The 23,989-nt window shown below is 39.4% G+C and carries 22 protein-coding genes and 2 pseudogenes; 12 read left to right on the forward strand and 12 right to left on the reverse strand.

Annotation, left to right across the window (positions count from 1 at the left end):
• The first annotated feature begins 12 nt into the window (after positions 1–12).
• Both R2H34_RS12700 and R2H34_RS12705 read left to right on the forward strand, forming a co-directional pair.
• Positions 13–363, forward strand: a complete 351-nt coding sequence (locus tag R2H34_RS12700; RefSeq protein ID WP_004908457.1) for a YbjQ family protein — start codon at positions 13–15, stop codon at positions 361–363.
• Between the two features lie 8 nt (positions 364–371).
• Positions 372–812 (forward strand): YbjQ family protein, encoded by a 441-nt coding sequence (locus R2H34_RS12705; RefSeq protein WP_004908459.1) that lies wholly within the window; start codon positions 372–374, stop codon positions 810–812.
• A 42-nt stretch (positions 813–854) separates the two neighbouring features.
• Here R2H34_RS12705 and R2H34_RS12710 read toward each other — a convergent pair.
• A pseudogene (locus R2H34_RS12710) lies at positions 855–959 on the reverse strand (ATP-binding protein); the annotation flags it as partial.
• 86 nt (positions 960–1,045) lie between these two features.
• Here R2H34_RS12710 and tnpA point away from each other — a divergent pair.
• From tnpA to tnpC, 3 genes are all read left to right on the forward strand, one after another.
• Positions 1,046–1,429 (forward strand): IS66-like element accessory protein TnpA, encoded by a 384-nt coding sequence (gene tnpA / locus R2H34_RS12715; RefSeq protein ID WP_004684363.1) that lies wholly within the window; start codon positions 1,046–1,048, stop codon positions 1,427–1,429.
• Positions 1,426–1,761: an IS66 family insertion sequence element accessory protein TnpB gene (gene tnpB, locus R2H34_RS12720; RefSeq protein ID WP_004642106.1), complete on the forward strand. Its 336-nt coding sequence runs from the start codon at positions 1,426–1,428 to the stop codon at positions 1,759–1,761. Before tnpA ends, tnpB begins: the two co-directional genes overlap by 4 nt.
• A gap of 74 nt (positions 1,762–1,835) precedes the next feature.
• Complete coding sequence (tnpC, locus tag R2H34_RS12725; RefSeq protein ID WP_004684361.1) at positions 1,836–3,440, forward strand: IS66 family transposase; 1,605 nt, start codon at positions 1,836–1,838, stop codon at positions 3,438–3,440.
• 33 nt (positions 3,441–3,473) lie between these two features.
• Here the strand turns inward: tnpC and R2H34_RS12730 are convergent.
• The 3 genes and pseudogenes from R2H34_RS12730 to R2H34_RS12740 form a co-directional block, all read right to left on the reverse strand.
• A pseudogene (locus R2H34_RS12730) lies at positions 3,474–4,082 on the reverse strand (ATP-binding protein); the annotation flags it as partial.
• Complete coding sequence (locus R2H34_RS12735) at positions 4,079–4,885, reverse strand: SDR family NAD(P)-dependent oxidoreductase (RefSeq protein ID WP_004908462.1); 807 nt, start codon at positions 4,883–4,885, stop codon at positions 4,079–4,081. The gene R2H34_RS12735 and the pseudogene R2H34_RS12730, both read right to left, overlap by 4 nt.
• Positions 4,886–4,903: 18 nt before the next feature.
• A complete protein-coding gene (locus R2H34_RS12740; protein WP_004908464.1) occupies positions 4,904–5,566 on the reverse strand; it encodes a hypothetical protein in 663 nt (220 codons plus the stop codon).
• Between the two features lie 404 nt (positions 5,567–5,970).
• On the opposite strand from R2H34_RS12740, the gene R2H34_RS12745 reads away from it, so the two are divergent.
• From R2H34_RS12745 to R2H34_RS12755, 3 genes are all read left to right on the forward strand, one after another.
• Positions 5,971–8,880 carry a valine--tRNA ligase gene (locus R2H34_RS12745; protein WP_151826253.1) on the forward strand — a complete coding sequence of 970 codons (2,910 nt, stop codon included), beginning with the start codon at positions 5,971–5,973 and terminating at the stop codon, positions 8,878–8,880.
• Positions 8,881–8,966: 86 nt separating this feature from the next.
• Positions 8,967–9,851: a sce7726 family protein gene (locus R2H34_RS12750; protein WP_129263734.1), complete on the forward strand. Its 885-nt coding sequence runs from the start codon at positions 8,967–8,969 to the stop codon at positions 9,849–9,851.
• Positions 9,817–10,725, forward strand: a complete 909-nt coding sequence (locus tag R2H34_RS12755) for a sce7725 family protein (protein WP_129263736.1) — start codon at positions 9,817–9,819, stop codon at positions 10,723–10,725. Before R2H34_RS12750 ends, R2H34_RS12755 begins: the two co-directional genes overlap by 35 nt.
• A gap of 47 nt (positions 10,726–10,772) precedes the next feature.
• Here R2H34_RS12755 and R2H34_RS12760 read toward each other — a convergent pair whose 3' ends face one another.
• The 3 genes from R2H34_RS12760 to R2H34_RS12770 all read right to left on the reverse strand — a co-directional run bounded on the left by R2H34_RS12760 (position 10,773) and on the right by R2H34_RS12770 (position 13,359).
• Complete coding sequence (locus R2H34_RS12760) at positions 10,773–11,813, reverse strand: molecular chaperone DnaJ (protein ID WP_282896654.1); 1,041 nt, start codon at positions 11,811–11,813, stop codon at positions 10,773–10,775.
• 74 nt (positions 11,814–11,887) lie between these two features.
• On the reverse strand, positions 11,888–12,793 hold the full coding sequence (locus tag R2H34_RS12765) for a diguanylate cyclase (RefSeq protein ID WP_282896655.1): 906 nt from the start codon (positions 12,791–12,793) through the stop codon (positions 11,888–11,890).
• On the reverse strand, positions 12,790–13,359 hold the full coding sequence (locus tag R2H34_RS12770) for a cache domain-containing protein (RefSeq protein ID WP_282896656.1): 570 nt from the start codon (positions 13,357–13,359) through the stop codon (positions 12,790–12,792). The genes R2H34_RS12765 and R2H34_RS12770 overlap by 4 nt, the downstream gene beginning before the upstream one ends.
• 289 nt (positions 13,360–13,648) lie before the next feature.
• Between R2H34_RS12770 and R2H34_RS12775 the strand changes: the two genes are divergently transcribed.
• The 3 genes from R2H34_RS12775 to R2H34_RS12785 all read left to right on the forward strand — a co-directional run bounded on the left by R2H34_RS12775 (position 13,649) and on the right by R2H34_RS12785 (position 16,521).
• Positions 13,649–14,836, forward strand: coding sequence for an ammonium transporter (locus R2H34_RS12775; protein ID WP_318342284.1), 1,188 nt, complete (start codon positions 13,649–13,651; stop codon positions 14,834–14,836).
• A gap of 115 nt (positions 14,837–14,951) precedes the next feature.
• Positions 14,952–15,668 carry a phosphatase PAP2 family protein gene (locus R2H34_RS12780; RefSeq protein WP_151958873.1) on the forward strand — a complete coding sequence of 239 codons (717 nt, stop codon included), beginning with the start codon at positions 14,952–14,954 and terminating at the stop codon, positions 15,666–15,668.
• A 46-nt stretch (positions 15,669–15,714) separates the two neighbouring features.
• A complete protein-coding gene (locus tag R2H34_RS12785; RefSeq protein WP_151958872.1) occupies positions 15,715–16,521 on the forward strand; it encodes a serine/threonine protein kinase in 807 nt (268 codons plus the stop codon).
• 11 nt (positions 16,522–16,532) lie between these two features.
• Here the strand turns inward: R2H34_RS12785 and R2H34_RS12790 are convergent, their stop codons facing one another.
• From R2H34_RS12790 to R2H34_RS12810, 5 genes are all read right to left on the reverse strand, one after another.
• Positions 16,533–17,867, reverse strand: coding sequence for a sensor histidine kinase (locus R2H34_RS12790; RefSeq protein ID WP_282896657.1), 1,335 nt, complete (start codon positions 17,865–17,867; stop codon positions 16,533–16,535).
• A 5-nt stretch (positions 17,868–17,872) separates the two neighbouring features.
• The gene (locus R2H34_RS12795; RefSeq protein WP_039047828.1) at positions 17,873–18,550 is read right to left on the reverse strand and encodes a DNA-binding response regulator PmrA; all 678 of its coding nucleotides are present in this window, start codon (positions 18,548–18,550) and stop codon (positions 17,873–17,875) included.
• A gap of 13 nt (positions 18,551–18,563) precedes the next feature.
• A complete protein-coding gene (locus R2H34_RS12800; RefSeq protein ID WP_318342563.1) occupies positions 18,564–20,201 on the reverse strand; it encodes a phosphoethanolamine transferase in 1,638 nt (545 codons plus the stop codon).
• Between the two features lie 266 nt (positions 20,202–20,467).
• Positions 20,468–21,598, reverse strand: a complete 1,131-nt coding sequence (locus tag R2H34_RS12805; RefSeq protein WP_318342285.1) for a porin — start codon at positions 21,596–21,598, stop codon at positions 20,468–20,470.
• A gap of 313 nt (positions 21,599–21,911) precedes the next feature.
• Positions 21,912–23,171: an MFS transporter gene (locus tag R2H34_RS12810; protein ID WP_318342286.1), complete on the reverse strand. Its 1,260-nt coding sequence runs from the start codon at positions 23,169–23,171 to the stop codon at positions 21,912–21,914.
• A 144-nt stretch (positions 23,172–23,315) separates the two neighbouring features.
• Between R2H34_RS12810 and R2H34_RS12815 the strand changes: the two genes are divergently transcribed.
• Positions 23,316–23,942 (forward strand): lysophospholipid acyltransferase family protein, encoded by a 627-nt coding sequence (locus tag R2H34_RS12815; RefSeq protein WP_087540586.1) that lies wholly within the window; start codon positions 23,316–23,318, stop codon positions 23,940–23,942.
• Positions 23,943–23,989: the final 47 nt, after the last annotated feature.

A 23,989-nucleotide genomic window follows, 5' to 3' on the forward strand; every position in this document is an offset into this window, starting at 1 on the left:
TAGAAAAACGCTATGTTATTAAGCAGTTTAGAATCAGTTCCTGGTCACGAGATTTTACGTCAGCTAGATGTCGTTTACGGCAGTACGGTACGCAGTAAACATGTTGGTCGAGATCTTATGGCAGGATTAAAAAACATTGTTGGTGGTGAACTAACAGGCTATACAGAGTTGCTTGAAGAATCTCGCCAAGAAGCGACACAACGTATGATCGATAAAGCACGTGCTTTAGGTGCCAACGCTATCGTCGGTATTCGTTTCTCGACCTCAAATATCGCTCAAGGTGCATCTGAACTCTTTGTCTATGGAACAGCTGTCGTCGTCCAGCCGATCACACCAAAACTTCCTGATCCATTTAGCGCTTAGGCATGTCTATGAGTGGATTAATTTTTCAGGTTATTCTTTTCTTGATTCTGTTTTCAGTCGGATGGGGATTTGGTCGTCATATCGAACAAAAACATTTACGTGAACTAGATGAAAAAGAAAAAAAATTTGCCCATATTCGAATTGATACCAATCGATTTGTTGAAACATCAGCAAAGGGGCAATTGGTGAGTAGCAATGTCGTCATCTCACATGATTACTTTAAATACATACTTGCCAATATTCAAAACTTTTTCGGCGGTCGCCTGACCAGTTATGAAAGTGTGGTTGAACGTGCACGTCGTGAAGCGATGCTCCGCCTCAAGCAAGAAGCACATGCAATCGGTGCTAGCCATATCATGGGGGTTCGTCTCAGCACGACTGAACTCGGTATGCAAGGTGGGATGGTTGAAGTGTTTGCATATGGAACAGCGATCTATCAGCCATCTTGAAGACGTATGTCCTGTTGCACATGCTGCATCAGGACAACTCAGTTACTCTGCAAAAATCGCTTGCCAATAGTGATAGGTTTTTTCTTCCCCATTCTCTAATTTAAAGTCATAAGACATTTGACGAGTTTCTACAATCTCAAATTCAACGTAAGCGTCCGCTGAACACACCTTATGAATTCGTCCTATAAGCCTTAATTTAGTCCTGACTTAAAAACAAGTGGGAACTTAAATTTATGACTACAAATAACCAGACATCCATCGCATCTCTTACGATAAAACGAAGAACATATAGTGCTGAATTTAAACAGCAGATCGTTCAGGCGTGTAAAGCATCGGAGGTTTCAATTGCTTCGGTCGCTTTGCAACATGGATTGAATACAAATCTTGTATCCAAATGGATTCGCTTAATTGATGCTAAGCCAGGGAATGATCGCTCACTACTACCGAATAAACCTGCATTTATTACCTTATCTTGCTCCGCACCATTAGATCCTATCCCTACTGGCATGTTAACGGTTCAAATTACTTTACCCCACTCAAAAGCAGAAATTGGCTTGAAATGGCAAGTATCAGAAATATCTGCTTTAGCAGAATTACTCAAGGCACTTACAACATGATCCGTATCGATGAAATCTGGTTGTCTACTCAGCCCATGGACATGCGTGCAGGTATGGATACGGCCATGGCTCAGGTGGTGAGAGCCTTTGGCTACATCAAACCGCATTGTGCTTACCTGTTCTGTAATAAACGTGGCCATCGCATGAAAGTGCTGGTACATGATGGACTGGGCATCTGGCTGTGTGCCCGGCGGTTGGAACAGGGAAAATTTCACTGGGCTAAAGTTCACCAGGGTGAAAGCGTAGCCCTCAGCCCAGAACAGTTACAGGCACTGATCCAGGGTTTGCCTTGGCAGCGCATTGGACGACAGCAGGTGGTGACGATGCTCTAAACTAGCTTGGTCCATTCTGCTATTCTCCAAACGTTCTATTTCCTCTGCGTCATGACCTCAGGCATACTGCGGTCATGAATACGCTGCCTGATTTAAGCCAACTGACCCATGAACAACTGCTGGAATTTACCCGGCAGTTGGCAATGCAGCATCAGTCTTTGGCACAATCAAATCAAGAATTAGAAAAATCAAACCAGCAATTGGATGCCAAAGTTCAACATCTTTCCATTCTCACGCAAAAATACGAGCATGAGCTCGCACTATTTAAACAGCACAAATTTGGCAGTAAAAACGAACATCTCACCGCAAAACAAATCCATCTGTGGGATGAAGCGGTCGAAGAAGATATTGCCGCTGTTGATCTGGAACTGGAACGGCTGAATGCAGATAAAACTGATGCAGCGACACACAAAGCCACAGTCAACAAACCTAAACGTCGACTGCTGCCCGATCATCTACACACCATCCGTATCGAGCATGAACCAACATCAACCCAATGTGCTTGTGGCTGCACCTTGCGTCGTATCGGCGAAGATATCAGTGAAAAACTACATTTCAGACCGGCACAGTTCTATAAGGAACAGCATGTGCGTGGCAAATGGGTCTGTGATCAGTGTGACACCCTGACTCAGCAAGCGATGCCTGCCTATGTGATTGATAAAGGCATTGCTTCACCTGAACTGCTCAGCCATGTGCTGGTATCGAAGTATGCCGATCATTTACCGCTGTACCGTCAACGTCTGATCTATCAGCGGGCGGGAATCGAGCTTTCTAGATCAACGTTATCTGACTGGATAGGTCGCTGCGGTGTGGAACTGGAACCTCTGGCCAATGCCTTAAAACAGGTGGTGCTGCAACAGCGGGTGATCCATGCCGATGAAACGCCGGTCACCATCATGCGGATGGGTGATGATGAGAAAAAACCGAAGAAAGGTTATGTCTGGGCCTATGCCACTACACAGTACAATCCAGTTCAAGCGGTGATCTATGACTTTCAGGATAGCCGTTCAGGTCAGCATGCAGAAGAGTTCCTGAATGGCTGGCAGGGCCATCTGGTCTGTGATGATTACAGTGGTTATAAAGCACGCTTTAAATCAGGCGATGTCATAGAGGTGGGCTGCATGGCGCATGCACGTCGTAAATTCCATGAGCTACATGTGACCGGGAAAAGTCAGATCGCTGAACAGGCATTACTGATGATTCAGAAACTGTATGCGATAGAAGCAGAACTCAGGAAAAAGACCGATGGTACAGCAGAACACCGCCGCGAATACCGACAACAGCACAGCCAACCGGTGATGCAACAACTGTGTGAATGGCTCAACCAACATTATCTGACGGTGCCATCGAGTTCTCCAACCGCCAAGGCCATCAATTACAGTCTGAAGCGTTGGCCAGCCTTAAGCCGCTATCTGGATGATGGCAATCTACCCATTGACAATAACTGGGCAGAGAACTCAATGCGTCCCTGGGCATTGGGCCGTAAGAACTGGTTGTTTGCAGGTTCGCTGCGCAGTGGACAGCGAGCGGCAAATATCATGACTTTAATCCAGTCAGCAAAGCTGAATGGGTTGGATCCGTATGCCTATCTCAGTGATGTGCTGAAAAGGCTGCCGACGCATAAAGCGACCCAAATAGAAGAATTACTACCACATCGCTGGAAATCCAACTCAAATTAAAAAATAGGCATGGGGTTCAGCGGACGCTTACAATTCAACGGGTTGTTTGAACAATGCTCCAGCATAAGCAAAAGTATGGTATTCGCCATTTTCTCCGCAGATATCGATATCCTCAGGCATCCGTTCTATCAATGCTGCATCTATATCTTGACCAATAAAAGAACGATCCAATTTACTAGCATCTGTGACGATGATTTTAGTTCTAATGCCTGAATCCAAAAAGTGTTTCATCACTTCAGTTGAATCAAGATTCCAGATTGGCTCGACCACTTCAATTCCTAAAGGATGTAAACGGTCTTCTCGATATTTACGCACGTCACTAAGATAAATATCACCAAAAATAAAATGTTCTACCCCCTGTGCCTTGAAATGCTGAGCAGCATCTAACATGCGCTGCTCATAAACAGGTAGGTTCTTGGGTAAAAATACAGGATAAAGAGGGATACCAATACTTTCAGCTTGTTTCATCAATAATGAAAATGGAATCGCATGCATAGATGACAATTCCGTTTCCTCATTGACTGTGGTCAACAAAGCAACCACTTCGAATAGTTTTTGCTGTAAGACGGTATAAAGTGCGAGGGCAGAATCTTTTCCGCCACTCCAATTAAAAACAGCTTTATTAGGTGTTTGCACTATCATTTAACTCGTGTTTTACGAATCATTTTATATAACAAGCTTGGTGATAAGCGAGAGACCAATACTCCGAGTTGTTCTTTTTTCCCGCCAACAACAATATATTCATCACCTGCCATTAATGAACTCACTACTCGTTCAGCAAATACATCGGCTTCAAGTCCATTTTCAATCGCTTCATCCTGATGTCCTTGTGGTTTACCTTCACCATTTAAAGCATTAAACGAAACATTGGTCTTCACAAAACCAGGGAAGACAACAGAAACTTCCACACCTTCTTTCGCAACCTCAGCACGTAAACTATTTGCCCACATGTGAATCGCTGCTTTCGCTGCAGAATAACTTGCTCGATATTGGGTACCTAAAAGACCCGCCACACTCGAAATAAATACCACCCGACCTGATTTTTGTTTGCGCAAAGTGGGTAATACGGTTTTGGTAAAGAACACTTGGGAGAAATAATCCACTTCCATGATGGCACGTTCAGTGTGCATACTCGTTTCTTCAATCAACGCACGCTGACTCAAGCCTGCATTATTAATCAGCCAATCAATACGTCCTTTGGTTGCGAGAACTCGTTCATGTGCATGGCGGACTTGAGCTTCATCGGTAATATCAGCAGCGATTGAAAGATGCTGTTCAGGCTTAAGTAAACCCACTCGAACCGATTCCAACTCATCATAACGACGTGAAGTCAGTACAACTTGAGCACCTTGTAAAGCGCACTCTCGTGCCAAAGCTTTACCTAAGCCCGAAGATGCACCTGTAATCCATACGACTTTATTTTCAAGACTTTTAAGTTTCGCCATGTCATATATCTCCTTTATTTATGCAGGGTGACGCATAAATTTAAGAAAGTGATCTACATAAGTTGCCGCAGCTTGTTGATCAAGTTGAGTACCTAATTTTTCTAAACGCTTATACCCTAAATGTGTCGTCATATTAATGACGCCATTTAAGGTTTTATCGACTACAAAATTAAATTTTAGGCTCTTTTTCGGCTCACGAATTAAATGAGTGACACCTACATCAATCACTTCTGTGAGCAACTTCAGTGAATTGGCAATTTCCCGACTTTCCCCTTCAGCTAATTTTTGACTCGAAGCTTTAACCTGTTGAGTCAACTGTTGCTCAATCGGATAAGTCATATATACCGACTCATCTTCAACTCGAATTGTTTTAGATAAATGTTCAATCAATGGAACTAGACGATCATTCCCAAAGAATGACACTGACCATGGCATATATTTTCGGATTGCTTCTAAAATCTGCTGAATCACTTTTTCAGATTCACCTGTGAGTGAATGATGTTGATTGTCTTGCAATAGCACCATAAAAACTTGTTCTATCACTTCACATGCAATTTCAGATAAAACTGCCCCCAAAGCATTTGCTTGGCTTTCTTTACTACCCTGTAAGAGCTGCGTACGGATGTGAGCAAATCGCGCGTATGTATCGGCATGAATATTTAAAAAAACGGCAGTGTTCATTCTAATCACCCTATTCTAGATTCCATAAAATAAGGGCTTATTCAATAAGCCCTTATTCATCCTTAGATTCTGTTTTTCTTTCATTTTTGGCTTTTCAAATGCTGAATTTACCACATTCTATTCACGATCAACATGCATAAATGCCAAAAATGGTTGACCGTGTGTTGCTTCATTAATTTTTAATAGAATTGAATAACTCATCGTAACCGTCCTTTTTTAAGTTTTAATATTTTTATATCGTTGTTTTATGCTTAAACATTTTTAATTGTGTGATGTAACATACATAAATCTAACTTTTTCAAGAAAAAAACCAACTGTTTTCATCGACTTTTTTTGATGAAAATATTCATCATTTTTTTGCTACAATAGATGCAATTTTTTATTCTATTTTGATCTTCTGTACTATGACTGACGCTCAATCTGCTCAAAATATCGCAACAACTTACGATCCAACCGAGATCGAAAAGAAGTGGTATCAAATCTGGGAACAAAACGGTTATTTCAAACCATCAGGTCAAGGTGAATCATTCTGTATCATGATTCCACCACCAAACGTTACGGGTAGCTTGCACATGGGTCATGGCTTTAACAATGCCATCATGGATGCACTGACTCGTTATAACCGTATGATGGGTAAAAATACCTTATGGCAACCTGGAACTGACCATGCGGGAATTGCAACGCAGATGGTCGTCGAGCGTCAACTTGGTCTCCAAGGGATTAACCGCCATGACTTAGGTCGTGAAAAGTTCATCGACAAAGTTTGGGAATGGAAAGAACAATCAGGCGGAACAATTACACGTCAAATCCGTCGTTTAGGCTCATCAGTCGATTGGTCACGTGAACGCTTCACGATGGATGAAGGTTTATCCAATGCTGTGAAAGAAGTGTTTGTTAAACTTCACGAAGATGGTTTGATCTATCGTGGTAAGCGTTTGGTGAATTGGGATCCAAAACTACAAACTGCCCTTTCTGATCTTGAAGTTGAAAGCAAAGAAGAAAAAGGCTCGTTGTGGCACTTTAAATATTTCTTTGAAGACAAATCGCTTAAAACCAAAGATGGTAATGACTACCTTGTGGTTGCAACGACGCGTCCTGAAACATTATTGGGCGATACAGCCGTTGCAGTACATCCTGAAGATGAACGCTATGCACACCTTATCGGTAAAAACATTGTTCTACCGATCACAGGTCGTTTAGTCCCAGTTGTTGCAGATGAATACGTTGAAAAAGACTTCGGTACAGGCTGTGTAAAAATCACGCCTGCGCATGACTTCAATGACTATGAAGTAGGTAAACGTTGTGGTCTAGCGATTATCAATATCTTCAACAAAAATGCAGAAGTTTTGGCTGAGTTTGAATACATCGCTAAAGCGGGTGAGCAAATTTCACAACTACTTCCTGCGCCTACTGACTATATCGGTTTAGAGCGTTTTGCAGCACGTAAGAAATTGGTTGAACAAGCTGAGGCTGAAGGCTGGTTAGATCAAATTCAACCTTATGATTTAAAAGCACCACGCGGTGACCGTTCAGGTGTGATCGTTGAACCATTATTGACAGACCAATGGTATGTGAAAATTGCACCACTTGCTGAGCCTGCAATTGAAGCAGTTCAAGATGGTCGTATCAAATTTGTTCCCGAGCAATACACCAACATGTATATGTCTTGGATGCGTGATATTCAAGACTGGTGTATCTCTCGTCAACTCTGGTGGGGTCACCGTATCCCTGCTTGGTATGATGCTGAAGGCAACATTTACGTGGGGCGCAACGAAGAAGAAGTTCGTAGCAAGAACAATATCGCTGCTGATGTAGAACTGAAACAAGACGAAGACGTTTTGGACACATGGTTCTCATCTGCGCTGTGGACATTCTCAACTTTAGGTTGGACTGGCGACGCACAAAAAGATGCAGCGAATGATTTCCTTAAAACCTTCCATCCAACAGATGTGTTGGTGACTGGTTTTGACATTATCTTCTTCTGGGTTGCACGTATGATCATGATGACCATGCACTTCATGAAGAATGAAGATGGTTCATCACAAGTTCCATTTAAGACGGTTTACGTTCACGGCTTAGTACGTGATGGTGAAGGTCAAAAAATGTCGAAGTCTAAGGGTAACGTCCTTGACCCATTAGATTTGATCGACGGTATTGATTTAGAAAGCCTTGTTGCGAAACGTACAACGGGCTTAATGAATCCAAAAGATGCTGCGAAGATTGAGAAATCAACGCGTAAAGAATTCCCAGAGGGCATCAATGCTTATGGTACGGATGCAGTACGTTTTACCTTCTGTGCGCTTGCAAACACAGGTCGTGACATCAAGTTCGACTTAAAACGTGTTGAGGGCTACCGTAACTTCTGTAACAAGATTTGGAACGCAACTCGTTTCGTTCTGATGAATGTTGAAGGTCAAATTGTTGGTCAAGAAGCACGCCCTGATCTTTGGGAACTTCCAGAACAGTGGATCATCAGCCGTTTGCAAAAAGCAGAAGCTGCGGTACATCAAGCATTTGCAACATATCGTCTAGACCTTGCAGCACAAGCAATCTATGACTTTATTTGGAATGAATACTGTGACTGGTACGTTGAGTTAACTAAGCCTGTTCTCAATGATGCGAATGTATCTGAAGAGCGTAAAGCTGAAGTTCGCCGTGTACTACTTGCCGTGATGGAAGCATCTTTACGTTTGGCTCATCCGTTAATGCCGTATTTGACAGAAGAAATCTGGCAGACCCTTGCGCCGATGTTAGGCAAAGGTGCCAAAATTGGTCAAAGTACGATTATGACTGCACAATACCCTGTTCCTGAACAAGCGAAGATCAATGATCAAGCTGAAGCAGATATGCAGTGGTTACAAGGTTTGATCGGTGCGGTGCGTAATATTCGTGGTGAAATGGGCTTAGGTAATGCACGTTTATTACCTGTATTGCTTAAGAATATTTCTGATGCAGAACGTGAGCAAATCATCCGTATCGAAGCGTTGTTCAAAGCACTCGCAAAAGTTGAAAGCATTGAGTTCTTGACCAATGAGCAAGAGCCACCTCTTTCATGCTCTAGCGTTGTAAGCCATGCTTCGGTATTTGTACCAATGAAAGGCTTGATTGATCCTAAAGCGGAATTGGGTCGTTTGCAGAAGGACTTGGATAAGGTTCAAAAGCAACATGATCAAATTGCCAATAAACTTTCAAATGAAGGTTTTGTTGCTAAAGCACCAGCAGCAGTGGTTGAAGGTGAAAAGGTTAAACTTGCTGAATTTGCTGATCAATTAAGTAAAATTAAAGCAAGCATGGAGCAAATTGCTGCGCTTTAATAATATAGTGGTTTGATAAACCTCCCTTATGTCAAATTCATAGGGGAGATTTTTTATCTTAGACATATAAATTATCTGGATAAAATATGAATACTGACTACAAAAAATTAGCACAACTATTTACAAGTGCTCATTTACAACAACTTTCTCGAGGCAACTTAGAGTTTATTAATCAAATTCATATTGATTTTTTCAGTACTAATAAAGAGTTTTCAATAGCAGATATTTTCAATGAATCTTTTAAATTATTAAGTCAGAATTATGCAAATGAATATATATATAAGAATATGATTATTCAGAAATTATTTTTAGAAAAATATAGTTTTGAAAATGCTACGGTTCTAACAGAATTTCGTGTAGGCCAAAGAAAAGCAGATTGTGTAATATTAAATGGAAAATCAACTTGCTATGAAATTAAGACTGAATTTGATAGCTTACAAAGGTTAGACTTACAATTAAAAGAGTATGAAAAACTTTTCAATGAAATATATGTAGTATGTGCGCCTAAATTCACAAAAAAGCTTTTAAACTATTTACCAGAATATATAGGTATTATTGAGTTTAACAACAAATTAAATCTAAAGAAGATTAGAAGATCACATATTAAAAACTTTGTAATTGATAAAAATTTAATAATGCAATCATTAAGACAACCTGAGTTTAAGTTGTTAGCTAATCAAATCACAAAGAAAAATGTAGACGTTCCAAATACTGAAATATATGACCATTGTCTTACTATTATTAGAAATTTCCCCAACGAAAAAAAATTGAATAAATTTTTTATTGAAATTTTGAAAAAAAAGAGGAAGAATGATGATAAAACAATCAGTAAGTTTCCAACATCACTTACTAATGCAGTCATTAGTTATAACTTTCTAAAGTCTGATCTAAGAAGTCTCGCTGATATCATACAATTAAAAAATGGGGAAACAATAAATGTACTTTCCAATACTCCGTGGGAAACAACATGAATTATCTGCTTTAAAAGAATTAGCTCTAATAAATAGTTTCGACTATTTCTTACCTATAATAGAACCAGTTAAAAAAAATACTAAAGACCTTCTTTTAAGTGTAAAAAAATTAAACGAGAAGAATATTCGCCCTATTATTATAATGAATCCAAATATTGGGGAGTATAAGAACAACTCTGACCTCTTTTACACTCTCCTTGAAGCGAGCAAGATTAATATTGACTATTTACCTTGCATTAATATGAATAATCCAAATGCAGATTTTTTTCTAAAAAAATTTAACGACTTTACTTTATTATTTGATGAATACTATGCAATTGATGAACACTTACTAAGTCAAGCCAAAATTTTATTTCTTCCCCAACACACGGGAGAGTCAATAATTGATAAGCTTGAAAACATCGTTTTATATGGTGATTTTTTCCCTAAGATAAAGAGAAATGCTGATTACCCATCAGAAAGCTTACTTACAGATCTAAATGTGCAATTTAAAAATAAAAAAAATGTAATAGGTTACGGTGACTTTACTATAACACCGAAAAAATATTCAAATGGTGGAGGTCCAGCCTTTGTGGTTGCAATTCATAGCACATATACCGATTTGAATAGAAATTACACAAAATATGTAAAACATTATTTATCATATGATGACAACTCTACTGATAATGTAGGAAAAAAATTTCTAGATGCGGTCAACAAGTTCCTTCAAGATGTTGATTTTGAAAAAATTTCATTTTATAAAACTTCAGCTATTAATGATTTTCGTAACTATAGAAATAAAAAACACTATCCAGGACTAGGAATCAGTAAGAAAATTTCTATTAAGCATCATATTGAAACTACAAACGAATTTCTCAAATTGTCTTCCACATAAATTCATTTATTAGATAATCCCTCTTCTCCAGAAGAGGGATTATTAGATTATAAAACCCCATGCCCCAACAACATCTCTACCCCACTCACCTTTTTCATATGCTTTAAACGTTCTTTTTCCCATTTCAACTGCTGCTTTAACTCAGCACAATCCGCATCAATCGCTTTATACACATCACTAATATGCAGATGCTCGGCTTTAACTTTCTTCGCCAACTGAAAAGAATCTAAAATCTCTTCAATTTGACTTTCAAGCTGCTGACTTTGTGCATCCAAAGCCAGTTTATAAAACTTCACTTGCTCCGTAGATAACTCTTTAGACCCTACACCCTTATTCTGTTCAAGCTCTAACTGGAGTTTCAACAAATAAAACAAATCCTGCTGTTCATAAGCCTGACTGGCTTGTTGGAACAATTCGGTTTTTTCTGCTTTCTTAGTTTCATCTTGCTCACGGTCAGGATGAATCATGGCAGCTATTTTTAAATACACCGTTTTAAGTGACTGTGCTGCCAGTTGCTCAGCTTGTTCACGTTTCTGTTGCTGGCGTAACTGCTTGGCTTTCTCTCTTGCTTGTTGCTGTTCAGCAGCATATTGCTCAAAGTCGTCTTCTTGTTCACTCCTTTGTTCTGCATATTGCTCGATGCTCTGCTCAGAGGATGCTTGATACTCAAACTTTTCTGACTGTGCTTTTTTAGACTTTTTAACAGATTGTTGAGTATGTTGTTGATAAAAGGTGTCGATCTGCTTCACAAGATTGAGTTGTCCTTCATTCAACATTTGTGAGCGTTTCAACATACGGGCAATTTGTGCGATTTTCTCATCGAGTTGCTGCATATCCGCTTTGGAAAACTCATGCTGTTGTAACAGCATCCAAAGCTGATCTAACTGCTGAAACAGGATTTCATGCAGCTCGCTATACACAGGCATCAGCTTTTGCCGTGTGTGCTGTTGAATCTCAGCTTGTGCATTCTGCCATGCAGCAAGGCTGATTTTTTGCTGTTCTATTTGATCAATCAGGCGATTCAGCTTTTTCTGCTGTGGTGAAGGTTCATCTTTAGATGATCGGCTTATTTTTATATCGAAAGACATGCAACAGAAGAAGATAAAACAGAAGGTCGTAGTGTAACAGATCACCCCGATCTGCTACATCACTAAGCAGGCAATTAAGCTCCAATCACTCGGTTACGACCTTGTGCTTTAGCTTGATACAAATATTGGTCGGCACGACGCATCGCAGCCTGTGCATCACTATCCCCAGCCTGTACCACACTCACTCCGATGCTGATGGAAATTGGGTGATGATCCAAAATAGGCGCATTTTCTACCGCCTGTCGCAGATTTTCCGCCAAAGCTACTGCCCCTTCAAGCGATGTAGCAGGTAACAACACTACAAACTCTTCACCACCATAACGGGCAACAAAGTCAGACTCACGCACCGTCGAGGACAACTGTTGCGCTACGCTTTTCAGAACAAAGTCGCCTACTTCGTGCCCATATTGATCATTCACTTTTTTGAAGAAATCGACATCCATTAACAACACCGCATAAGCCAAATGACTTCGTGCAAACTGTGCGTACAAATAATCTAAATAATCCGTGAGTGCGCGTCGGTTATATAATTCCGTTAATGCGTCGTACCGAGCCAATTTTTCTAATTCAATATTGGCTTGTTCGAGTTCCTGCGTGCGTTCTTGTACCTTTTGTTCAAGCGTGATATTGGCATCCATGAGCTGATGTTTTTGGGTTAACAGCGTTTTAGTCATGCTATTTAAAGACTGTGATAAACCTGTAATTTCTCGAATACTACTATTTACCTCAAAATGAATATCTTCTTGTCCCTCTTCGACCGCATGTGCACTTTTCGCTAAATTTTCAATTGGACGGCTAAAATGATTGGCTAAGCGATAAGTGAGAGTAAGCATGAATAAGGTGACGATTAAACCAATCAGCACTATTTGTTGCTGTAAAGCACGAACCTCCGCAAGTGCTGTAGACACGGGTTGACGGATTATGACATGCCATCCTAAGCTCATTTCTGTATCTGAGATCACGGCAACATCTGTGGTCAAATACTTCTGTCCCTCATTTCATTCCAAGTATCAACAAAATAATGATTGTGCTGCTGCGAGATCGCAGGTAATTGAACTTGTCCAATACTTTTATAGGGATAAAGAATCTCCCCTTGCTTATTGACAATAAATACCTCGATGCCTTTTTCAGCTGCATCTTCTGGCAAAGCTGTTTTTAAAACTTGCTGAGCCCAACTCCAATCTGCATGTGCGGCCAAAACACCTTTCAATACTTTGGTATTTGGGTCGTAGATTGGCGTTGCAAAATCAATAAAACGCATGGGTTCATTGGGATTAATGGCTTTTAATTTTTTCGCAAGCAGAACTGCTTCATGTACATCGCCCAAATAAACATGTTTCAAGCCTTCAATAAACCATGGTCTTGCTGAAACATCTGCCCCTTCTAGTAGTTTATTGGCCGCAACTTCTACTTTCCCACTAGGGTTTGCAATTCCTAACCATGCATAATACTTATACGACTGTTGTACTTGATCGAGTTTCAATTGCAGTTTAGGATTTTTAAAGTCGGTATCTATAAAAAATGGAGACTCACTTAAAAGCACCATCTCCCGCTCGCGTTCTGTCTCATGCTCTCAAGTGTTTTATTGATGCAAATGATTCGCCTTCCTTTGTATCAATCTTTAAGGCCCTATGCTTTTCAGACAACACGCACCAATTTTCATCATATTTACAATTTATTTTCTAAATTGGTGCGTTTTTTGCATCACAAAATCCATCAAATTGAGTTGTGACGCTACAGCTTGAGTTTTTAGATTTACTAAATCTATTTTGGTGCAAAAAATGAATCAAATACTTGCACCAAAATAAAATTTAGCACTTTTTTTGAGCACCACTATGCAAAACGTAGATCTATTTTTCTTACTGCTCGGTGCAGTACTGGTTTTGGCAATGCACGCAGGCTTTGCATTTTTAGAGCTAGGCACCGTTCGTCACAAAAACCAAGTCAATGCACTCAGTAAAATTCTGACTGACTTTGCAATTTCCGCAATTGCCTACTTTTTTGTTGGTTATTGGATTGCCTACGGACAAAACTTTTTTCATGCAGGCGAAGTTTTAGCTGCTGATCATGGTTATAACCTGATGCGTTGCTTCTTTTTATTGACCTTTGCTGCTGCTATTCCAGCGATTGTCTCTGGGGGTATTGCTGAACGTGCCAAAATGCGTTCACAAGCGATCGCAACTTTACTTCTAATTGCCCTGATCTACCCATTCTTTGAGGGGATGATTTGGAATGGAAACTATGGTTTCCAAAAATGGCTTGAAAGCTCTTTTGGTGCAACTTTCCATGATTTCGCTGGTTCTGTGGTTGTACACGCGATGGGTGGGTGGATTGCCTTAGCTGCGGTGATCTTGTTAGGTGCGCGTAATGGTCGTTATAAAAATGACGGTCGTGTAAGTGCTCACCCTCCTTCATCTATTCCATTCCTAGCTTTGGGTTCATGGATTTTGATCGTAGGTTGGTTTGGCTTCAACGTAATGAGTGCTCAACGTGTTGATGCTATCTCTGGCTTAGTTGCGATCAACTCATTGATGGCGATGGTTGGCGGTACTTTGGCAGCTAACTTTATGGGTAAAAATGACCCAGGCTTCTTGCACAATGGTCCTTTGGCTGGTTTAGTAGCGATCTGTGCAGGCTCTGACATCGTGCATCCTATCGGTGCATTAGTTATCGGTGGGGCTGCTGGTGGCATGTTCGTTTATCTATTTACTTACACGCAAAACAAACTCAAAGTCGACGATGTCTTGGGGGTTTGGCCATTACATGGTGTCTGTGGTGCTTTTGGTGGTATTGCGGCAGGTATCTTTGGTCAGCAAGCGCTTGGCGGTTTGGGTGGAGTATCGATTATTTCTCAAATCATCGGGACTGGCTTAGGTGTAGCTATCGCATTGGTAGGTGGTTTTGTCGTATATGGCATTTTAAAAGTCACTATGGGCATCCGTTTATCTCAAGAAGATGAGTATCGTGGTGCTGACCTTTCGATTCATAAGATTTCAGCGAATTCTGAAGAATCAATGTTTTAAGTTTTAATGTTTTATGCGGCGGAAACGCCGCTTTTTTTATGTCAATTTTAAGAGCTGTTTAAGATTAAAACAGTTTAATAAATCATAGATTGTTTACTTTTCGACGTTTAATCCTATGATTATTAAAACGCCATTTTTTCTACTGACCAGTTTCTTACTTTTAATCAGTTTTTTTATTTTGTGGTGGGTCTTACCTGTAGGGGGCAGCACAGACATGTACTTAATCCAACCTTGGGTAGGTACATTTGGTGATTTTGCGCTAAAAGGCGATTGGTATCTAGCAAAACTCAATCACACCTATGTCAAAAAGGTTTTAACGCTGGTCTACATTAGTTTCTTCTTATTATGGATAGCCTCTTTCAAAGTTGAAAAACTCAAAGCAAACCGCTGGAAATATGGCTATATGTTTTGGGTCAGCATGTTATGTACTTGTGTGATCGGGCTAATCAAAGCAAATGCTGCTCATGCTTGTCCTTGGGCGATGACGACTGCAACAACCACAGGCTTCACATGGAATTTTTCTGCTACAGCAGGACATTGTTTTCCTGGTGGACATGCTAGTACAGGCTTTGCACTGGTGACAGGTTATTTTGTCTATCGACTCGATGAACAAAAACGAGCATGGTTTTATTTATTTGCAGGTATCCTACTTGGTTTTGCGATGGGATGGGCACAGATGATGCGTGGTGCTCATTTTCTCAGCCATAATTTATGGACAGCGTGGATCTGCTTTGCAATCAATCTTGTTGTGCATGCTTTAACCTACCAACGCCATCTCTTACACTCGAACATAATTGATACTCCGAAAGTTTTGCCTGATGTGGTAAAGTGATCACTCAAATACCCTTATACAATCACCTAATTATAGTTTGCTGCGAATGGATGACTTTCAGACTTTTTTAGACAATACCTTAAAAACCCAACAAGCATCTATTCAGGCTTATAAGCTCGATACTGGTAAAGTATGGTTAAAAAAAGCATCTGAACGTCATGGTTTATGGTTATATACGCCATTGAAATGGCTTGCCAAGATTTTCAATCTCGGTGCCATTATGCCTGTCCCGAATCAAGGTGGCGCGGCGGCGATTCGATGTGAATATCAGCGTATTCAACAGCTCAAACAACTTGGTGTATCAACACCCAATGTGCTTGCTCATTCTGACAAAGGGATTTTACTGGAAGATATTGGCGCTCAACATCAAAGTAGAGTTAAACAATTAGATCAAGCACTTGCATACTGCAAAGATGATTTAGCAGCTAAAACCACTTTATTTACCCAAGCGATTCAAGCAGTTCAATATGTTCATTTGCAAGGTGGTTATTTAAGCGAAGCTTTTGCACGTAATATTTTAGTCGATCAAGAAAGACATTTTAGTTTTATTGATTTCGAAACTGATCCTGCATCCGTGCTCAGCTTGCACGATTGTTTTGTCCGTGATTGGATTTTATATATTTTCTCGACGGCCTATCATTTCGAATTTGAACAGCTTAATGATGCAAGCTATATCCTTTACCAAGCTCTACTCGCTGAACCACAAGTGTATAAAGACATTTGTAAAGTTGGAAAACGCTTAAACTGGGTGCTCAGACTCAATGTAAACCGCGTCGGCAATGATGGTAAACGCATCCAAAAATGTGTGTTGTTTCTGCGTTATCTTCGAGAGCATGCGGAAAGCAATACTTAAATCAAAGTGACTCAGTGATGATTTAACATTTTTGGTAAGCGTACTAAAACGGATAAGCCACCCAAATCAATACTACGAGACAGTTGCAGCGTACCGCCTAAACGTTGAATAGCTTTATCAACGATGGAAAGCCCTAAGCCGCTGCCCACTTCTAAATGGTGATGCACACGATAGAAACGTTTTAATACTTTATCGTAGTTTTCAGGGTCGATGCCAACACCACTGTCTTCAATTTGCACACATGCAAAATTGTCTTGGTCACTATAGACTGAAATATTAATGATGCCTTGATTAGGCGTATACTTAATCGCATTATCGATCAGGTTAAAAATAATCGAATGAATCGTTGACTCCAAACTATTCATTTCAATCACATCATTACGCTCAAAACCCAAATCTATTTCTTTTTGCATGGCTAAGTTGACCAATTGCTCGACGCAATTGAGTGCAACATCATTAAGGCGAAACTCCGTATTTGGCTCAATCAAATTTAAACCTACATCTTGTTTAGCCAATGCCAGTAATTGCGTCACCAGATGCTGAATCCTCGCCAATCCTTTACTTAGATTAATTAAGGCTTCGTGCTCAGGGAATTGACTCATTAAAATCTTGGTTTGTAGATTTAATGCCGTTACGGGTGTTCTGAGTTCATGTGCAGCATCTGCAATAAATTGCTTTTGTTCGGCCTGCGCCTGTTGGATTCGTCCAAACAAATGATTCATTTCTTCAATGGTTGGAATCAACTCTTGCGGATAATCTTGGCTATCAATCGGTGCTAAGCCATCCGAATCTCGACTGCGCAATTCGGCCTTGAAGTCTTCTAAAGGTTTTAAACTGAGACTAATAATGAATGCTAAGATAATAATTGCAAAAGGCAGTAACAGCACATATGGCACAAACATACTGCATGCCAACTCCCAAGCGAAGTTCTTGCGTACCTGCTCTTGTTGGCTAACTTGAATTTGATAATCTTTTAACGGAATGACATAAACACGCCATTTTCCTTGTGGGGTTTCTTGCGTGTAAAAACCTGCTTGCTTCACTGGTGGAATCAATAGATGCGTTTGATGCCATAAGTGACTTTGATCTTTATACGCCCAAATATCGACCAGTAAATCTTCCTCGTGATAAGTCCGATGCAATTCGATTTTACTGGTGATGGTGGTTAAAGGCTGAGTAGTAGACCGTTCAGCCATATATTGCATTTGCGTATCGAGGATCTCATCAACTTCATGCAAAGCGATCTTATATGCGGTGAAAATCAATAAACATCCAAGCAATAAACTAAAAACTGATGTCCCCCAAATTAATCTTTTCTTGAGGGAATATTGCTTGGATAACTTCATAATAATTATGCTTGTCCTAATCTATAGCCCAATCCACGAATAGTACGAATAAAGTCTTTACCTAACTTTGCTCGCAAATGATGGACATAGACTTCGATGGTATTACTGGTGACTTCACTGTCAAAATCATACAACTTATCTTCTAGATTTGCTTTAGAAAAAATCTTGTTGGGATGACTGACTAATGGAATCAAGATCGCCCACTCACGATTGGATAATTCAATCTGCTGCCCTTTAAAGGTCGCTAAATGTTGTTCCACATCTAGAACTAAATCACCACTTTTGAGCAATTGGGTTTGTTGTTTAAATTGAGCATTCTCAGCACCGCCACGTCGTAACAAAGCATGAATACGTGCGAGTAATTCGTCGAACTCATAAGGTTTAATCAAATAATCGTCAGCACCTTGATTCAGTCCATCCACTCGATTTTGGAGTTGATCACGCGCTGAGATAATTAAAACAGGTATAGAAGATCGCTGACGAATCTGTCTTAAGATTTGCATCCCATCCATCAGGGGCAATCCTAGATCTAGCAGTACTAAGTCAAATGGTTGTTTGGTCAACATCGTTAAACCATCCACACCATTATTGACCCACTCCACTTCAAACTGATGATAGCGCAATAGAGTCAAGGTTGACTCTGCGATCATAAAGTCATCTTCGATCATCAAGATTTTAGTCATGATTTCCTCATTCTTAGGAATTTGAACATGCAGACAGCATGTCATTTTGTGGCTCAATTACTTTCGTTTTGACATTCAGCAAGCTCAATAAAGTTGGGAATAAATTGTCTTGGCTTAATGCTTTAGTTTTTTGCTGTGTTAAACACTGTACTTGACGATTGGCTTGTTGCTTCCACGCATCAGAGAACCACATCAACATCGGTACATGTGTTTGCTGACTTGGTGCAATCGCATATGGTGCGCCATGTAGATACATACCACTTTCACCTGTTGATTCACCATGATCTGATAAATACCACAAACCTGTCTCATACTGCGTTGTATTTTTTAATGTTTCAATCAATGAATCTAACACATAGTCAGTGTACAACAAGGTATTGTCATAACTATTAATCAGTGCATCTTGACTACATCCTTGGATCGCATTGGTATCACAAGTTGGTTTAAAGACTTTGAACTGTGGCGGAACACGTTTGTAATACGCAGGTCCATGACTGCCCATTTGATGTAAAACGATCAATCGAGGTTGCGTGTCATTTTTAGGAATAGTTGCGATATATGTTTTCAAACTATCAATTAAAAGATCGTCAAAACATTCACCTTCTTCACACCATTTTTGCTTGATAGGTTCAGGTATTTTAAACTGCTCAACGCGGTCACAAACACCCTTACAACCAGAGTTATTATCAATCCAAGTGACTTTATAGCCAGCACGTTGTGCGATATCAAGTAAACCTTCTCGATGACGGGCAAGCCCTTCATCATAATCTTTACGAGGCATACCAGAGAACATACATGGCAATGAAACAGCCGTTGCTGTACCACATGAACTTACTTGAGAGAAGTTAATAATGTCTTGCTTTGATAATTTCGGGTTAGTATTTTTCGCATAACCATTTAAAGAAAAGTTTTCAGCACGAGCTGTCTCACCTACCACCAAAACCATCAATTTCGGACGAGCAGAATTTTCTTTTACAAGTTTTGCATCAGTCCCATAAGTGACCAATGGTAAATTTTCTTTAGGCGCTTTCTTTTTATAATAAGACACAAAAGAAGCAATCATATTTTGTGGAGAGATCATTCCTTTTAAATCACGGTTTTCACGGAAGATTGCCGCAAAATCCACGTAAAACACGAACAATAACCCACCCACCATCGCTAGTGATACAATCGTCGCCATGACCTTCTTCAACAACTGTTTCAAGATCGGCTCAGATTTCAGTTTTACGATCAATATGGCAATAATCGGTAATACGGTCATGCCCAGTGTCCAAGTGACCAAATGTATGGACCACGTATCTCTTGCTTCAGCGATATCTGTTTGCATCAAATTCTGAATCTGATCTGAAGTGATTAACACCCCTAATGTGCTGACAGCATATGAAGCAAATCCACCAATAAATACCATGGCGATTGCAACAGGCTTCGCTGTCCATTTCCAGTTCAAAAGTTGAAAAAGAAAGAAATAGGCTGAGACAACGACCACAGCTGAAGCGGCTACGAATAACCCTGCTTTAATACCTGTATAAGGTGTAAGCGACTGAAGCTTTTCATAAAAGGCAAAATTTAAGAAAAGTCCTAACCAAATTGAAAGCAATAGGTTAAACGTGAGTAGCGAAATAGGCTTTGCCCTTAGTTTTTTCAGCAGCATAGTCATCGTCACAATCGAAGAGATAATTTTGTATGCGACAAAGATAGAAGCTGAAACTTAAAAATCACTTAAAGCAACATGACTCGTGCAAAAAATGCAGAATTTACCTTACAAAAATAGCAATATTTATCATATAGATAATAATTAATTAGAGTTAATAATAATCATTATTAAAAACCATATATTATATTTAAAATAAATGTCATTTGAGCCAATAAAAAAAACACCCAATAAGAACCTTATGGGTGTTTTTAGAATTACATGGTTTAGAATTTGAATTCTAATCCTAGGCCACCTACTGGTTGCTTGTCTTTTTTGTCCGCTTGCTCAAGCGTTAAATAGCCAGCATAACCATAGGTTTTTACTTGCTTACTAAATGCATAATCCGCACCTGCGATGACTTGTTTAGCTTTGAAGTCTGCACTGTTGTCTTTGAAACTGGTATCGTTTTGGCTGTATTGAGCTTTCACTGTCCAGTTTTTAGACTGTGGAATGTTATATTCAGCACCGACTAACCAACCTTGTGCATCATCAATATTTTTAGCTTTTGCAGCCCATTTAGTTGCATCACCTGCATCAGCATAAGAAGTTTCCTCAACTTCTGAACTTTGATAAAGTGCTTTAAGCGCTAAACCTTCAATTGGATTTAATCGGCCAATCGCACGAACTGTATTTGCAGCAGCAAACACAGATCCGCCTGCAATTTCAGGATCAGATGCATTTAAAATACCTTTACCTAAGAACATACTTGGGATCGCTTTGTCATAACCAAGACCCGCAACAAAAAGTGGGTTTTCATAAGTTACCGAAGCTGACCACGCATCACCTAAGCCCTGACCTTCAACTTTAGCACCACCACTGCTTTGCTTAATCCCAGTCGCCTCACCTGTTGCCAGCAAAGCATTAAATTTAAATGCACCATCAAGAACTTTGACTGCAGGTGACTCATAGATCACTACATTATCAATACGGTTTTCGCCAGTAAAAATCCCTGTTACATCTGCTTTGTTAGCAACATAGTTGTTGAAGGTATCTACAACACTAGAGAGTTGCTTGACTGGTGTGTCATGTTTACCAATTTTAACTGTACCCAACTTGCTGTCTTTTAAGCCAACAAAACGGTTACGTTGAGTCCAATCACTGCTGTCACCATCTGCACTGAATCCCCATTCAGCAGCATAAACAGCACTGAAACGCTCTGTTAATTTCTCATCACCTTTGAATCCGATAAAGGTGCTGTTCGAACTAATTTCCCAAACATCTTTGTTTGATTTTGTCGCATTTTTTTCTGGTAAATAATCAACACTCGCGTCGATTTCACCGTAGATTGTTGGTGCTGCAAAAGTAGAGGTTGCAAGTAAACCTAATACTGCTGCTGTTACAATTTTGATTTTCATTTTTGCCATCCTAGTTAAATTTGTAACAAATCCTACACATTAACTTTATATGACAAAACGATTAAAATCTTATTCATTTATTCCATTTTCGACTAAAGTTTAATTTTTAGCCGAGACTAACACCTTATCTTTTTTTATTATATCCACACCAAAAAATATTTATTAGTCAGTGATTTACAATATTACCCATCATATTTCAAACTCAAGAAATAGAGCTAAAAAACAATTGAATGAAGATATACATTTATCGAAAAACCGTAGATTCTCACATTAAAATATTACAGTTTAATATCTATGGTTTATAAATTTGTAATCAACCTTGATTAATATTTACATATTTCTTCCAATTAAAAATTGGTAGCAAACAAAGGAATGATATTAGAAAAATTACAGACAAATAATTGTAATATCCAAGCAAATCACCAAGTAATCCACTTAGTAAATATAATAAACCACTGACTGTCGCCATAATTGAAACCTGCAAAGTAAAGTCAGTTCCCGCAAAGTGTTTACGGCTGTAACTCATAATTAAGCTGAGCATGACTACCAGCAACATCGCGGAACATGCGTCCTCAAAGGCATTGATTACATATATTATAGAAGAATCAATTTTTTTATGATGTTCAAATACATAACCCAAATAAACATAGAAAAATAGACTTAGAATTTTTAACATAGAAAATATTATCAAGGCATAAGCCTTAGACAGATATTTCAACAACACCCCTGCAATTGCTGCACCTACCAATGCAGCTACAGCACCTAAAATTGTAATATAAACTCCAATTTGAGAAAAAGTTAAACCTAAATCAACAGCAAGTGGTTTTAATATAGGCCCTGTCAATCCATCAACAATCTTAAAAGTGATTAATACTAGCAACCATGCTTTTAACTGTGGAGACGAGCTAAAATAATGAAGATATTGTTTAATCACATCAATTTTTGAATGATTTGAGCTGTTATTTGAATTTATCGATTTAATTCGTTCAGGTTCTTTATGAAATAAAATAGGAATGGTATTCAGGAATACTAAAACCGCCAACAATAAAAATGTTTTTTGCCAATATAACCAATCCAAGCACCAAAGTACGACACCACCACCGACGATAAACCCTAACCTAGAACCAATCACTTGAAAGGTATTACCCCAGTGTAATTGATCATTTTTAAGTAAATTAACAGCTAAAGCATCCGTCGCAATATCTTGTGTCGCACCTGTAAGATTTATACATAACAGCAAAGTAAAGAAGATTAATAAATACAGAGGTTGATCAAGTGCATGAATCGGAAAAAAGGACAATATCACCAAAATAACAACACTAGCGAATTGAGTAGGAATAATCCAACTGCGATAGTGACCTAAATTCGAGATTGCATAACGATCAACATATACAGCCCAAAAGATTTTGATCGACCACGGCAACATCAATAATCCAAAACCGCCAATATGTGCCAGAGATACACCTTGAGATCTTAAAATCACAGGTAAAGCATGTGTCATAAAACCGACAGGTAATCCTTGTGCCCAATACAACGAAAATAGCAATAAATAGATTTGACGAAGATTAGGCATGTAAGGCTGTTCCTAAAGTATTTCTTTGTAAGTTCAACTATCTAATCCTCTCAAAACCACCACATTAAAATCTCATTTTTTGCCAATGCGATGCAGGTAGTGAAAGTTTAAGATGATTAAAGTTGTCATTATTTTTCTGAACCTATGTCACAACATTTTCCTGAATTACCGCCTCTAGTACCACAAAGAGGAACCAGTTATAGCCGTGCATTGTGTAAGAAACTCTTTCTAAGTCAAGGTTGGAAAGTGATTGGTGAAATTCCAAACTTACCCAAAGCAGTCGCTATTATCTCACCACATACGTCTAATATTGATGGGTGGTACGGTTTTCTTGCGATTGGCGGTTTGGGGCTCAAGATTACGGTTCTAGGCAAAGATACACTATTTAAGCCTCCGTTTAAGCCCCTTCTCAACTGGGCGGGATTAATCCCTGTGCATCGTGACAGTACCAATGGTTTGACTGAACAGGTCGTTGCGGAAATTCAAAAGTGCGATCGAATCTGGGTCGGAATGGCACCTGAAGGTACGCGTAAAAAAGCCGAAAAAATGAAAAGTGGTTTCTACCATATTGCACATGCAGCAGGTATTCCGATTGTGATGTTTTCTTTTGATTATGACCACAAAACGATTTACTGCTTAGGTGCCTTTACGCCAACAGGTCATTATCAACAAGATCTTGAAAAAATTATGGGTTTTTACCAAGGACATTTTTCTCCCAAAAATCCAAATTGGTTAGCAGAGCCATTACAAAAACTTGTGAAAAAAAACTAGAAAATCGAGGGCAAATCTGCTGAGATGTGCCCATCTTTTCGTCGATT

The sequence above is a fragment of the Acinetobacter sp. 16 genome (genome assembly GCF_033439925.1).
GTDB classification, from domain to species: domain Bacteria; phylum Pseudomonadota; class Gammaproteobacteria; order Pseudomonadales; family Moraxellaceae; genus Acinetobacter; species Acinetobacter junii.

What these genes read in the sequence shown, in the direction of transcription:
- tnpA (WP_004684363.1), top strand. Translation starts at nt 1,046, where the DNA reads ATGACTACAAATAACCAGACATCCATCGCATCTCTTACGATAAAACGA.
- R2H34_RS12700 (WP_004908457.1), top strand. Translation starts at nt 13, where the DNA reads ATGTTATTAAGCAGTTTAGAATCAGTTCCTGGTCACGAGATTTTACGT.
- R2H34_RS12745 (WP_151826253.1), top strand. Translation starts at nt 5,971, where the DNA reads ATGACTGACGCTCAATCTGCTCAAAATATCGCAACAACTTACGATCCA.
- R2H34_RS12810 (WP_318342286.1), bottom strand. Translation starts at nt 23,171, where the DNA reads ATGCCTAATCTTCGTCAAATCTATTTATTGCTATTTTCGTTGTATTGG.
- tnpC (WP_004684361.1), top strand. Translation starts at nt 1,836, where the DNA reads ATGAATACGCTGCCTGATTTAAGCCAACTGACCCATGAACAACTGCTG.
- tnpB (WP_004642106.1), top strand. Translation starts at nt 1,426, where the DNA reads ATGATCCGTATCGATGAAATCTGGTTGTCTACTCAGCCCATGGACATG.
- R2H34_RS12790 (WP_282896657.1), bottom strand. Translation starts at nt 17,867, where the DNA reads ATGAAGTTATCCAAGCAATATTCCCTCAAGAAAAGATTAATTTGGGGG.
- R2H34_RS12800 (WP_318342563.1), bottom strand. Translation starts at nt 20,201, where the DNA reads ATGCTGCTGAAAAAACTAAGGGCAAAGCCTATTTCGCTACTCACGTTT.
- R2H34_RS12755 (WP_129263736.1), top strand. Translation starts at nt 9,817, where the DNA reads ATGTACTTTCCAATACTCCGTGGGAAACAACATGAATTATCTGCTTTA.
- R2H34_RS12760 (WP_282896654.1), bottom strand. Translation starts at nt 11,813, where the DNA reads ATGTCTTTCGATATAAAAATAAGCCGATCATCTAAAGATGAACCTTCA.
- R2H34_RS12750 (WP_129263734.1), top strand. Translation starts at nt 8,967, where the DNA reads ATGAATACTGACTACAAAAAATTAGCACAACTATTTACAAGTGCTCAT.
- R2H34_RS12815 (WP_087540586.1), top strand. Translation starts at nt 23,316, where the DNA reads ATGTCACAACATTTTCCTGAATTACCGCCTCTAGTACCACAAAGAGGA.
- R2H34_RS12770 (WP_282896656.1), bottom strand. Translation starts at nt 13,359, where the DNA reads ATGGTGCTTTTAAGTGAGTCTCCATTTTTTATAGATACCGACTTTAAA.
- R2H34_RS12805 (WP_318342285.1), bottom strand. Translation starts at nt 21,598, where the DNA reads ATGAAAATCAAAATTGTAACAGCAGCAGTATTAGGTTTACTTGCAACC.
- R2H34_RS12740 (WP_004908464.1), bottom strand. Translation starts at nt 5,566, where the DNA reads ATGAACACTGCCGTTTTTTTAAATATTCATGCCGATACATACGCGCGA.
- R2H34_RS12775 (WP_318342284.1), top strand. Translation starts at nt 13,649, where the DNA reads ATGCAAAACGTAGATCTATTTTTCTTACTGCTCGGTGCAGTACTGGTT.
- R2H34_RS12705 (WP_004908459.1), top strand. Translation starts at nt 372, where the DNA reads ATGAGTGGATTAATTTTTCAGGTTATTCTTTTCTTGATTCTGTTTTCA.
- R2H34_RS12785 (WP_151958872.1), top strand. Translation starts at nt 15,715, where the DNA reads ATGGATGACTTTCAGACTTTTTTAGACAATACCTTAAAAACCCAACAA.
- R2H34_RS12780 (WP_151958873.1), top strand. Translation starts at nt 14,952, where the DNA reads ATGATTATTAAAACGCCATTTTTTCTACTGACCAGTTTCTTACTTTTA.
- R2H34_RS12735 (WP_004908462.1), bottom strand. Translation starts at nt 4,885, where the DNA reads ATGGCGAAACTTAAAAGTCTTGAAAATAAAGTCGTATGGATTACAGGT.
- R2H34_RS12795 (WP_039047828.1), bottom strand. Translation starts at nt 18,550, where the DNA reads ATGACTAAAATCTTGATGATCGAAGATGACTTTATGATCGCAGAGTCA.